Raw genomic sequence first — 12,029 nt, 5'->3', positions numbered from 1 at the left:
ATTGGTAGCGCTTGGGGCGCAAGACAATCAAAATGGTGTATTCACCCAAGGACACATGGCGCAGCGTTATCTCTTGACTCAACCCGTAAGGATGATCAATGGGCTTTCCGCAACGGTGACAGTGCGTGCCTTCCAGGATGCTATGAACAAAGATCTTGAGCGTTCTGGCCCCTTCCACCACAATCCGATCAATGGCGATATCGGGTAGGTTCAACAGCACCCGGATGGTCTCTTTGTCAAGCATCATAATCAACAGCGTTCGAATTGGGTTTTGACGGAAACTGGCTCTCAAGCCACTGTTTTATAAGATATCACAACCCCAGGAGATCCGGGAGAGCCACAACAAGCAGCACAAACTGCCACACATCCATGTAAAGCACCAAGACGATGAGGTGATTGTCAAAATCCCAGATGGCGATGTTCTCGAAGGAAGCATTCCAACTTCCAAAATGAAATTGCTTCAAGCGTGGATCGAATTGCACAAAGAAGAACTTATGGCAGACTGGAAGCTTGCTGTTTCTGGAGAGCAGCCATTCAAAATCGATCCGTTGAGGTAGTAAATATGAACCCGAGGGTGAAGGCTGTAGCAGCCATGGCTGACTACAAGCTGAGAATCAAATTCAGTAATGGTGAAGAAGGAATCTATGATTGTGCGCCACTTCTCGATTTCGGCGTATTCAAAGAGCTAAGAGACGTTAATTATTTCATGCAGGCAAAAGCATGGGATGGAACTGTAGTTTGGCCACACGAGCAAGACATTTGTCCCGACACGCTATACCTTGAGTCAAATAAGAATGCCGAACAAAGCGCTTAACTCGGACCGCCTTCGTCGCTGCGCTCATCAGGCGTCCGGTTAGCGCGAACGTTATCAGAATTTTGAGTGGCCGCTTTACAGCGCTCTCCCGACACCGTAGTTCCGGGCTTATTTGACCGCTTGCCGCGTTCAGGAGTCATACAAGCAATTCTTCCGGAACGAACCTCCAGCGCGGGAACTGGACTCTTCCGGAACACGAATAGGTGGCAAGGAAGTTTGCAGCCATCCGCTTCAATCGGATCGCCGAATGTCTCTTCTTGGCCGACTCCGCCCTGCTCTGTCTACCGGACTGAGTGACCGTTCCTGGGGCACGACGGTCAGTCGGGTAGCTTGGCGCAGTGGCGGATCTGGGTCGACAGCCGACGATCAAGTGCCTGGACTGCTCACTCTGGAGCTTCGTGACCAGAAAAGCGGGAAACAATTGATGGACAGTTCCTTAGTGGCCGAGGACCACCGTCCAATCTCTTCGCCAGTGCCGTCCAGCTCCGTGACGAGCGCGATCAGTTTGGTGGCGCCGCTGATCAGTCTCATGACGCAGCAGCCCAATCATCTGACTTCGCCGATCAGTTTCCTGCCAGAGCCAGAATGGCCTCGATTCCGTCGTCGGTGCTGCGAAACTCAGGGTGTCCAGTTTCGTGGCCGACGCCGACCAGTTTCAGTGACGGCCGCTTTCAATTTGATGAGGCGAGCGTCCAACAGGACTGTCGCCATGTGGCAGGCGCGTCGAGATCCGCGCCTCAGCACATGACCAAGACACAATCCACGACATGACTGAAGAAGGATGGCTCTTCAAAGGCAGGTCGTCCGAGGGCTGGACAGATGCTGTTCGCGCAGGACCGCGCGCCACAGCGCAATTTCGCGACATTATTATTCCGAAAGCGCTCCAACGCCCTTCCAGGATGGGATTTTTCGCATCTTTAGCGCCGCAAGTGGCGCGCAGCGGAACTCTAAGTCCCTGTAAATGAAGGCGAGGTATTTCGCGACTTTATTCTGACGGGCCTTGGTCATCGGTTGGACCGGTAGGGTGGACGAGCGAGAGCGAAGTCCACCGAATCCCGCGCCGTTGTTGGTGGACTGCGCTGCGCTTGTCCACCCTACCGAAGACGACTGGTCCGAAGGATGATCGACGCCCGTGCTGGCCTTGGTCATCAGTTGGACCGGTAGGGTGGACGAGTGAGAGCGAAGTCCACCGAATCCCGCGCCGTCGTTGGTGGACTGCGCTGCGCTTGTCCACCCTACCGAAGACGACTACCGAAGACGGCTGGACCAGAGGATGATCGACGCCCGCGTGCTCAAGTTGCTCCGTGGGCATCGCTTCTCGATGATCGGCGCAGGCTGAGGCGCCGGTGGCCGTCAGTCGACTTTGAACAGGGCGTGGCACTTCACGCACTGGTCCATCAAGGTTCCAGTGAAGGTCATCAGTGTTTGCATATCATCGGTTTCGGCCCTGACGACCAACTCCTCGAATAGCATGTGCGTTGGGGCGCCGATCTCCTTGAACTCCCGTGGCAGCTTATTGCGCACGGCATCCGGCGTGGCGCGGGCCATGCGGTTACCCGAGGCGCGCGCGGAATCGATGATCAGACCTCTGTCTTCCGCCCCGACGCCTTGCACGATCCCTTGGATGCTCACGAGCATCCGCCGCATCTCGGCGAGGAATTGGGCCTTCTCCTGAGTGCTGAGCGCAAGGCTGATACGAGGATCCCGCGCCTCGTCGCCCTCCGCATGCGCGACACAGGAGAAACCCAGAATCACGGCCGTGAGCAAGATTGGTCGCATTCTCTGTCGCATGTGAGCCTCATGGTGGTTCGATGACCCATCCCGATGCCCTATTGTCGATCCGATTCGCACACCACGCCAATCGACGCGCATGGGGGCGGCGGAATGTCCGCGGGTCATGACCAAGCAGCAGATCCCTGGAGCTTGAGCAGGATTTGCAGCGGTCACAGGGGATCGAAGGGTCGCGGTTGCTCCTTGCAATCGGCCTGCCGGTCTTGCGCTTGGCCCGACATGACACAATCCTTGGCCCTGCCGCGGCACGACGGCGCTCAGCGACAGCAGTCCTCCACCATCCCATGCTCGAGATCTCCCATCTTCACCGTCAGTTCAATGTCCGCCGCGTCTTGCAGGACATCTCGCTGCGCCTCGAGCCGGGCGAGTATGTCGCCATCACCGGCGAGTCCGGGGTCGGCAAGTCCACCCTGTTGAACCTGATCGCCGGGCTGGACCGACCGGACGGCGGACGCCTCCTGCTCGACGGCGCCGACTATGCCGGGCTGGACGAGGACGCCTTGACCCGACTGCGCCGGGACAAGCTCGGTTTCGTCTTCCAGGCGTTTCATATCCTGCCCCATCTCAACCTGCGCCAGAACGTCGCCCTGCCGCTCTGGCTCAAGGGTCAGGACGGCGCGGAGGCGGACGCGCAGGCGCAGCAGCTCCTGGATGCCGTGGGTCTCGGCGAGCGCGCCGCGAGCTGGCCGCGTGAGCTCTCGGGGGGCGAGATGCAGCGGGTCGCGATCGCCCGCGCCCTGGCCCACTCGCCGCGTCTGGTCCTGGCCGATGAGCCCACCGGCAACCTCGACCCCGCCAATGCGGCGAAGGTGTTGGCGCTGCTGGCCGAGCGCATCCGCGCCTCCGGGGCCATGGGGATTCTGGTGACGCATTCGCCGGAGGCGGCCAAGAGCGCCGATCGCGTCCTGCGTCTCACCGCCGAGGGGCTCGGCGCGTGACGCTGGCGCCGGTCTTTCTCGGCTCACTGTCGCGGCGTCGGGCCGCCACGCTCTTTTCCTTCGCCGCCATCGTGCTGGGGGTCGCGCTCGGCATGGCGGTGCACGCGGTGCACCAGGCGGCGCTGACCGAGTTCGGGCGGGGGATGCGCGCCATGGCGGGCGCGGCGGATCTTCAGGTCGTGGGACCGCGCGGCGGGTTCGATGAAGGGCTCTATGCGACGCTGGCGGCACGCCCTGAGGTGGCACAGGCGAGCCCGGTGCTGGAGGTGCGGACCGAGCGCGTCGGGAGCACGGACGCACTGAGCATCCTGGGCGTCGATGTCTTCACCTTGGCCGATGTGACGCCAGCGCTCTTGCCGCAGCCGGCGGAGCTTCAGGAGCAGCCGGAAGAGGAAGGTCGCCTCGCGGTGCTCGCGCACGACAGCCTCTTTCTCAGTGCCGCGGCGCAGACGGCGCTCGGCGTCGCGCCCGGCGACCGGCTGAGCCTTTACGCCGGCGCCCAAGCCCTGGAGCTGCGGGTGGCCGGCGACCTGCCGGGTGCCACGGACGACCGCCAGCTCGCGGTCATGGACATCGCGGCGGTGCAGAAGCATTTCGGGCAGATCGGGCGGCTCACCCGCATCGACCTGCGACTGACGGACGGCGTGGACGCGCGCGCGGCACGTACCGCGCTGCAGCCACTGCTGCCGCCCGGCGTGCTGCTCGAAGCACCGCAGGCCGCGGAAGACCAGGCGGCCAACCTCTCCCGCGCCTATCGGGTGAATCTCACCATGCTGGCGGCCGTCGCACTTCTCACCGGCGGCTTTCTCGTCTTCTCGGCCCAGGCGCTCTCCGTGGTTCGACGGCACACCGAGCTCGCTTTTCTGCGCGCCATCGGACTCGCCCGGCGCCAGCTCTTCCTCTGGCTGCTGGCCGAGGGGGCCTTGGTGGGGCTCGCGGGCGGCGTCGTCGGCGTCGCGCTCGGCCATGCGCTCGCCTTCGGGCTGCTGAAGCTGCTGGGCGGGGACTTGGGCGCCGGGTTCTTCTCCGGGTTGTCGCCGACACTGCGGCTCGACCCTTGGGCCAGCGCGCTCTACGTGCTCCTGGGTCTGGTGGCCGGCGCGGCCGGCGCCTGGCTGCCCGCGCGCGAGGCCGCCGCCGTGGCGCCGGCCCGCGCGCTCAAGGCGGGGGACGATTCGGCCCTGCCCAGCGGGCGCGGGCATCCTCTGCTCGGGCTCGCGGTCCTGGCCGCGAGCATCCCGGCCTGTCTGATCCCGCCGCTCGATGGGCTTCCGATCGGGGGCTATCTGGGCATTGCCTGTCTGCTTGCGGGGGGCGTCATGCTGCTGCCGGCGCTCGCCTCGGTGCTGGCCCGGGCGCTGCCGCTGCGCGGACCCGTGCCAGCCCGGCTGACGGCGGCCCGCCTCGGCGCCGCGCCTGGGCATGCGGTGGTCGCGGCCGCCGGGGTGCTCGCGAGCGTGGCGCTTGCGGCGGCCATGGCGATCATGGTCGGCTCGTTCCGCGACTCGGTCGACGTCTGGCTCGGCCAGCTCCTGCCGGCCGACCTCTATCTGCGCGCCGGTCGCGCGCAGAGCGGAGGCGTTCTGGACGAGGGGCTGCAGGCACGGCTCGCCGCCGTGCCCGGGGTCGCCCGCGTGCAGTTCACCCGCCGCGAGAGTCTGCGCTTGGCGTCGGGGCAGGCGCCGGTGGAGCTGATCGCGCGGCCGGTCTCGGCGGACGGGCGCGAGCTGCCCCTGGTCGGGTCCGCTCGGCCGCCTGGGGAGGGCGAGACGGCCATCTGGATTTCCGAGGCGGTCCGCGACCTCTACGCCTGGCGGCCGGGTGAGCGCGTCCTGTTGCCGCTCGGCGGATCCGAGGTGCCGGTCCGCGTCGCCGGGGTCTGGCGGGACTATGCGCGTCAGGGCGGGACCCTGATGATGGATCTCGCCGACTACCGACGCCTGACCGGCGATGCCTCGGCGCAGGACGCGGCGATCTGGCTCGCGCCCGGCGCGGACGGGATCGGCGTGGGCGAGGGGCTCAAGGCCGTTGGCGGCTCCGGGGCGCTGGAGGTCGCCTTTCCCGGCGAGATCCGCGCCCTCAGCCTGCGGATCTTCGACCGCACCTTCGCGGTCACCTATGTGCTCGAGGCGGCCGCCGTGGCGATCGGCTTGGCGGGGGTGGCGGCGAGCTTCGCGGCGCTTGCCGCCGCGCGGCGGCGGGAGTTCGGCATGCTCCGCCACCTGGGGCTCAGCCGCCGGCAGATCGGCTGGATGCTCGCCCTCGAGGGCGCCCTGGCGGCCGGGCTCGGGGTGCTCGGCGGGCTCGCGGCCGGCGGGGCCATCGCCTTCGTGCTGATCGAGGTCGTCAATCGCCAGAGCTTTCACTGGAGCATGGACCTCGATGTCCCCTGGGCGTCGCTCGCGGGATTTGCGAGCGCGCTCATCGTCCTGGCCGCGCTGGCGGCGGTGCTGGCGGGTCGGCAGGCCATGCGCCAGGGCGCGGTGCTGGCGGTGCGGGAGGACTGGTGATGAACAGACGGACCTGGTTGCTCGCACTCGCGAGCCTGCCCCTGACGCGGGTCGCGGCGGCGCCCCGCCCGGACGCGGCGCCGCCAACGTCAGCGGTCTCCTTCGATCCGGTGCTCCCCGGTCGTCTCCCGAGGTTTCCAGACGATCAGGGCGCGCATCCCACGTTCCGCACCGAGTGGTGGTATGTGACCGGCTGGCTCAGCCTGCCTGACGGCAGTCCGCTTGGCTTCCAGTGCACCTTTTTCCGCGTGCGCACCGGGGTCGGGGAAGACAACCCCAGCGCCTTCGCGCCGCGTCAGTTGATCCTGGCCCACGCCGCAATCGCCGACCCAGGGCTCGGGCGTCTGCGTCACGCCCAGCGCTCCGCCCGGGTCGGATTCGGGCGCGCCGGCTATGCCACCGGGCAGGCTCGGGTCTGGCTCGGCGACTGGTCGTTCGAGCAGATCGACGCGCGTTATCAAGCGAAGGTGAGTGCCGAGGGATTCGCCTATAACCTCTCGCTGGTTCCGGATGGCCCACCACTACTCAACGGCGATGCCGGTTTCAGCACCAAGGCCCCGGACCCGCGCCATGCGAGCTACTACTACAGTCACCCGCGTCTCAAGGTCAGTGGCGGCGTGACCCTCGATGGCCACCGGCACAGCGTCACCGGACTCGCCTGGATGGATCATGAGTGGTCGAGCGAATACCTGCCGGAGGGCGCGCAGGGCTGGGACTGGATCGGGCTGAATCTGGACGACGGCGGTGCCTTGATGGCCTTCCAGATGCGCAAGGCGGACGGCCAGGCGCTGTGGGCGAACGCGACCCTGCAATCGCCGGACGGCAGCGCGCGGACCTTCGCGCCGGATGAGATCGACTTCACCCCGCTTCGCGAATGGCATTCGCCGCGCACCGGCACCGACTATCCGGTCGAATGGCGCCTGCGCATTGGAAGCCGTCAGATCAGTCTGCGCCCGCTCATGGACGACCAGGAACTCGACAGCCGCCGCTCCACCGGCACCCTCTATTGGGAAGGCGCCGTGCGCGCGTTCGAGGGTGACCGGGAGATCGGGCGCGGCTATCTGGAGATGACCGGATACGCAGAGCGGATCAGGGTCGGTTAGCAGGGTTCGCTCGCGCTGGGGGCGCCGTCGCTTCCGCCCTGGGACGCTCAACCGGCCAGGCAGCGATAGAGATCGAGATAGCGGTCCATGATCGCCTGACGGCCAAACTCGCGCTCGACGCGCTCCCGGCCTCGGCTGACCATGGCGGTCATGAGGGCCGGATCGGACAGGGTCTGCCGGATCCCCGCTGACAGCGCGGCGGCATCCTCGCAGGGCACGCAGAAGGCGTCCTCACCATGTCGGGCCAGCTCGCGCGCGCCGCGGAAGCGGGCGGTCACCAATGGCCTGTCCCAGGCCCAGGCCTCCAGGATGACGTTGCCCAAGGTCTCGGCATCCAGGGACGGGAAGACGACCAGGTCGGCCATCTGCAGATAGGGCGCCGGGTCGCGCTGCCAGCCGGCCCAGACGATGCGCCGGGACTGGCCGAGCTGTTCCGCCTGTGCCCGAAGGCTGGGGCCGAGAGGTCCGTCGCCGACCATTACCAGCCGCACGGGTCGGTCCGCGACACGCTCGGGCAGACGGCTCATCGCCTCGATGAGATAGCACTGGCCCTTCACCGGCACGAAACGACCCAGGGTCGTCAGCACCCAGGCATCCTCCGGGATGGCGTGCATCCGGCGCCGCTCGTCGACCAACTCGGCTGCAACCGGGCGCGCCGGATCGGCGAAGTTGTAGATGTGGTAGATGCGCTCCGCGGGCAGCCCTTCGCGGACCATCCAGTCGCAGAGACCCTTGGTGTTGCCGATCCAGCCGTGGGCATGGCGGTAGGGGCCAAGCGCGTAGTAGCCGCCCAGCCGGGAGAGATGCACCGGACCGCCCCGCGGCGGCAGATGCGCCAGCCGCGTCGCACGGCCCATGTAGGTCTGCACGATGTCGGGGCGAAGCTGTTGGATGAGCTTGTTCGCCGCCCGCCGCGACCAGGGATCCCAGGTCGTGCGGTAGGGCAGCCTGTGGACAGGCAGGGCGCCCAGGTCCAGCCCGTCGAGTGCGCTTCCCTCGCGGATGGCCAGGTGCGCGGGCGCCTGACAATCCGCCAGCGCCTGACTGAAGCGGATGAACCAGCGCTCCGCCCCGCCGAGCGCCTTGCTGGCGACCATCTGGAGTGTGGTGGGATCGCTCACAAAGCCCGCACCCCACCCGTAGGGTGGACGAGCGAGCGCGAAGTCCACCAGGCCCGCGCTGAATGGGTGGACTGCGCTGCGCTTGTCCACCCTACCGGGCCAAGGATTCTCAAGACGTGAGCGCTCGACTGAACCTTATTCCAACCGCCAATCACGAATGTCCTCCGGCTCCATGCAACCCCAATCCAGCCCATACCATCCCTTCCTGACGGCCGTGAGAAAGGAGCGGTAGCGCCAATCGCCGGCACGCGTGACCAGCCCATGTTTGACTGGATTGAAATGGACATAGTCGACATGCCTGCGCCAATCCTCTTGATCCCGGATCAGATGTTCCCAGAACCGCCGCTGCCAAACCGACTTCTCCCCGCGAAGGTTGACAGCGGCATCGATTCGGCGGGAGACGTGATGCTTGATATCGCGCCACCGTCGCAAGAAATCGGAATCGCCATCGGGCAACTGCCAAACTGCGTGCACATGGTCCGGCATGACGACCATCGCCTGGATCTCGAAAGGCCGAGCGCCCTTGACCTCACGCATCGCCTGACGCAATAGCTCAACCCTGCCGTCCGTATCGAAGAGAGGTCGTCTCCGATGCGACACGACGGTGAAGAAGTAGCATCCCCCCTTCACGAAACAGCGTCGATAGTCGCTCATGATTCACCTCATCCAAGGGCCGCGCCGGACGATGACAGGGGGTGTCGTCTGGCCGTTCACAAAGCCCGCACCCCACCCGTAGGGTGGACGAGCGAGAGCGAAGTCCACCAGGCCCGCGCTGAATGGGTGGACTGCGCTGCGCTTGTCCACCCTACCGACTGGAGCGTGGTGGGATCGCTCATGGAGTCGCCGCCGATGCGGACGGGTGAACCTGAAGGCCAAGGATCCGTTCCATCGAGTCGAAGTCGCGATCGGAATGCAACAAGGTCTGATCCATCAAGAGGCAGTGGGTCGCGATGATGACGTCGATGGTCTTACGAACCGTAATACCGCGCGCTCGCAGATGCCGATCATTGTCCGCGGCAGCAAGCGCAACCTGGTGTCCGCCAAGCTGACAGAACGACAGCGAGCACAGCAGCTCGCGGGCCTGCCGATAACCCGCCTCTGAGCGAAATCCCTGCAAGACCTCGGTCAGAATCAGATCGCCGATCAGGACCGGCTCAGTTGCAAGCAAGGCGTCCAGCGCGTCCGTTTGGGCGGAAACCACGCCGTTGAAGTAGTCGATCCAAACGGACGAGTCGACCAAAACCATCAATCGTCGCGCCGCATGGCGTCCAGATCGCCGCCCCAGCGCAGCTTGCCGCGCACGGCGCGAATGCGCTCCTGCTCCTTCAACCGCACGAGGACTCGAAGCCCTTCCTCAACGGCTTCTCGCTTCGTCTTAAGACCAGAGACGGCGAGGGCGCGCTCCATCAGACTGTCGTCGATCACGATGTTCGTTCGCATGACTCAAAGCCAATGTGTATCGAATAAGCTTAGTATACACATTCGATGCGACTGCGATTCCCCGGCGGCCTCATCCAACCAGCTCCCCATAGACCGCGAGGTTCCCCTCCACCATGGCGTCGATCGAGAACTCCCGTGCCATGAGCGCCTGGCCGCCCAAGCCAAGGGCACGTCTACGTGCGGAATCCTCAAGCAAGTCGGCGATGGCCTCCCGCAGCGCACCGGCATCGCCGGGCGGCACCAGCAGGCCATTCTCGCCATCGCGCACCGCCTCGGGGATGCCGCCGGCTCGGCTCGCGACGATGGGCACGCCGGCGCTGGCGGCCTGGAGCAGGGAGACACCCAGCCCCTCCATGAGCGCGGGGTGAACGACCAGGTCCAGGCAGGGCAGGATCTCGGCGAGATCGTCCCGGAAACCGGCCAGCCGGATGTAGTCGCTCAGCCCGGCGGCGTCGATCTGGCGTTGCAGCGCCTCGGCGAGCGGCCCCTGACCGAAGAAGCGAATCTCTAGGCTCGGGCAAAGCGCCACCAGGTCAGGCGCCGCCTCGATCAGCAAGCGATGGCCTTTGCGCGGGATCAACTGGGCGATGACGCCGATCAGCAGGGCGTCGGCCGGCACGCCCAACCGCGCGCGAATCTCCGGCCCCGCGCAACCGCCCGCGTAGCGCTCGAAATCCACCGCACTGCGCACGACGCGCAGCTTGTCCGACGGCAACCCCTCATCCACCAGCACCCGGCCGATGCCTTCGGAGATGGCAACGACCCGATCGTGCAGCCGGTACTTGAGCGCGACCAGCCAGCGCGGCTCCGGGTTGTCGACGCGGCGCGTATGGATCACGGGCACGCCGGCGAGCCGCGCCGCGATCCCGCCCATGACATCCGCGCCGATGCGGCTGTGCAGGTGCACCACATCCGGACGTGCCTGCCTGATCAGACGCCGCAGACGCCAGGCCATGAGCAGATCGGCATCACCGTGCATCGGCATCCCATGCACCTCCGCAACCGGTGCGGCGGCCTCGGCCAGGGCGCAGCCACGCGGACAGGCGAGCAGATTTCGATGCCCCCGGGCATGCAGACCGCGCAGCAGATGCAGCACCTGAAAGGCACCGCCGTAGAGATGACGGCCGCCCTCGACGTGGAGGATCCTCACGACTTCAGCACCTGCTTGGCCGCCTCGATCACCGCCTCGACGCGGATCCGGTGCATGCAGTCGAGCCATGGCCGCCGCTCGGGCGTCGCGGGACCGCCGCAGGTCGGCCGTCGTTTGCAGGGCGAGCAGGGCAGCCGGTGATAGAGCACCCGCGCATTGGTCCTTGTGGTCTCCAGGTAGGGACAGGTCGAGCCGAACAGCAGCAGGCTCGGCGTATTCAGCGCGATGCCCATGTGTCCCAGCCCGGTATCCACGGCGACCAGCAGCGCGGCCCGATCGATCAGGGCAGCCGCCTCCGTCAGGCTCGTCTTGCCCGCCAGATCCACCAGGAGATCGTCCGTCGCATCCGCAATCCGCATCGCCGCCTCGCGATCTCCCGGACCGCCGAGCAGCACCGGGACCAGCCCCAGCTCGTCGCGGATCCGATGTGCGAGCTGCGCCCAGCGCGCCTCGACCCAATGCTTCTGCGGGCGCGTCGTGAAGGGGCAGAGCACCGCGAACCCGTTGCCCAGCTCGTCGCGGCGAATGATGTCGTCGACGAAGGCCGCCTCGGTCTCGCCGTAATGGACCACCATCTCGAAGCCGTCGACCGGCAGCCCCAGCGACTCCGCCAGGTAGAGGTACTCGGAGCCGATGCGCTTGGAATCCCCGCCCCTCGGCAGCCGGCGCGTCATCAGCCACTGGCTGCCCTCGCGCGACCCGAGCCCGATGCGTTCGCGCGCGCCGGACAGCCGCGCCAGGGCACCGCTCTTGAGCAGCCCCTGCAGGTCGATCGCCAGGTCGACATCGCGTGCGCGGAGGTTGTCGCGCAGCGTCAGGATGCAGGTCGTCAGCTCACGAAAACGCCGCTCGCGCCAGAGGCGCTGCCAATGGCGCAGCGGGCAGACGATGACCTCGTCCAGATCGGGGTGCTGGTCCAAAAGCGCCGTGCACTCGGGCTGCACCAGCCAGGCGATATGGGCATCCGGCCACTGGCGGCGCAGCGCCGAGACGAGCGGGGAGGCGAAGACGATGTCGCCGATGGCGCTCAGTCTGACCAGGAGAATCGAGCGCGGTGCGTGGAGCTGTGTGCTAGGCAAACCGATACCGTTTCGAAGAGGATTGACGGGGTGCTTCATTGTGACCCCTGGCGTCCTGTTGGGAGGGGTGCCTCGCCGCGAGC

At 66.2% G+C, this 12,029-nt stretch carries 12 protein-coding genes and 1 pseudogene; 5 read left to right on the top strand and 8 right to left on the bottom strand.

Translation table 11 applies throughout. The features are described 5' to 3' along the window. Positions 1-244 (bottom strand): annotated as a pseudogene (locus CKO23_RS22280) (hypothetical protein); the annotation flags it as partial. Positions 245-281: 37 nt separating this feature from the next. Between CKO23_RS22280 and CKO23_RS22275 the strand changes: the two are divergent. Next, positions 282-557, top strand: coding sequence for a DUF4160 domain-containing protein (locus CKO23_RS22275; RefSeq protein ID WP_346014662.1), 276 nt, complete (start codon positions 282-284; stop codon positions 555-557). 5 nt (positions 558-562) lie between these two features. Next, complete coding sequence (locus CKO23_RS22270; RefSeq protein ID WP_200335268.1) at positions 563-814, top strand: DUF2442 domain-containing protein; 252 nt, start codon at positions 563-565, stop codon at positions 812-814. Positions 815-2,167: 1,353 nt separating this feature from the next. Here CKO23_RS22270 and CKO23_RS22265 read toward each other — a convergent pair. Continuing rightward, on the bottom strand, positions 2,168-2,593 hold the full coding sequence (locus CKO23_RS22265) for a hypothetical protein (RefSeq protein WP_200335266.1): 426 nt from the start codon (positions 2,591-2,593) through the stop codon (positions 2,168-2,170). 296 nt (positions 2,594-2,889) lie between these two features. On the opposite strand from CKO23_RS22265, the gene CKO23_RS22260 reads away from it, so the two are divergent. The 3 genes from CKO23_RS22260 to CKO23_RS22250 are packed head-to-tail and all read left to right on the top strand — an operon-like array spanning position 2,890 to position 7,156. Then, positions 2,890-3,543, top strand: coding sequence for an ABC transporter ATP-binding protein (locus CKO23_RS22260; RefSeq protein WP_200335264.1), 654 nt, complete (start codon positions 2,890-2,892; stop codon positions 3,541-3,543). After that, entirely contained in the window at positions 3,540-6,053 is a 2,514-nt protein-coding gene (locus CKO23_RS22255) for an FtsX-like permease family protein (protein ID WP_200335256.1), read from the top strand. Before CKO23_RS22260 ends, CKO23_RS22255 begins: the two co-directional genes overlap by 4 nt. Beyond that, positions 6,053-7,156 (top strand): lipocalin-like domain-containing protein, encoded by a 1,104-nt coding sequence (locus CKO23_RS22250; protein WP_200335254.1) that lies wholly within the window; start codon positions 6,053-6,055, stop codon positions 7,154-7,156. The genes CKO23_RS22255 and CKO23_RS22250 overlap by 1 nt, the downstream gene beginning before the upstream one ends. Positions 7,157-7,203: 47 nt before the next feature. On the opposite strand, the gene CKO23_RS22245 is transcribed toward CKO23_RS22250, so the two are convergent. From CKO23_RS22245 to CKO23_RS22220, 6 genes are all read right to left on the bottom strand, one after another. Beyond that, on the bottom strand, positions 7,204-8,277 hold the full coding sequence (locus CKO23_RS22245) for a glycosyltransferase (protein WP_200335252.1): 1,074 nt from the start codon (positions 8,275-8,277) through the stop codon (positions 7,204-7,206). Positions 8,278-8,412: 135 nt separating this feature from the next. Then, on the bottom strand, positions 8,413-8,931 hold the full coding sequence (locus tag CKO23_RS22240) for an REP-associated tyrosine transposase (RefSeq protein WP_200335250.1): 519 nt from the start codon (positions 8,929-8,931) through the stop codon (positions 8,413-8,415). Between the two features lie 178 nt (positions 8,932-9,109). Continuing rightward, the gene (vapC, locus tag CKO23_RS22235) at positions 9,110-9,523 is read right to left on the bottom strand and encodes a type II toxin-antitoxin system VapC family toxin (protein WP_200335248.1); all 414 of its coding nucleotides are present in this window, start codon (positions 9,521-9,523) and stop codon (positions 9,110-9,112) included. Then, positions 9,523-9,717, bottom strand: a complete 195-nt coding sequence (locus tag CKO23_RS22230; RefSeq protein ID WP_200335241.1) for a type II toxin-antitoxin system VapB family antitoxin — start codon at positions 9,715-9,717, stop codon at positions 9,523-9,525. Before CKO23_RS22230 ends, vapC begins: the two co-directional genes overlap by 1 nt. Positions 9,718-9,787: 70 nt before the next feature. Then, positions 9,788-10,867, bottom strand: a complete 1,080-nt coding sequence (locus CKO23_RS22225; RefSeq protein WP_200335239.1) for a glycosyltransferase — start codon at positions 10,865-10,867, stop codon at positions 9,788-9,790. Next, a complete protein-coding gene (locus CKO23_RS22220; RefSeq protein WP_242482655.1) occupies positions 10,864-11,946 on the bottom strand; it encodes a glycosyltransferase family 9 protein in 1,083 nt (360 codons plus the stop codon). The genes CKO23_RS22225 and CKO23_RS22220 overlap by 4 nt, the downstream gene beginning before the upstream one ends. Between the last annotated feature and the right edge of the window lie 83 nt (positions 11,947-12,029).

The organism is Thiocystis violacea, assembly GCF_016583565.1.
Lineage (GTDB): Bacteria > Pseudomonadota > Gammaproteobacteria > Chromatiales > Chromatiaceae > Thiorhodococcus > Thiorhodococcus violaceus_A.
Note: the sequence above shows the minus strand (reverse complement) of the source record. Positions and strands in the feature narration are given on the sequence as shown.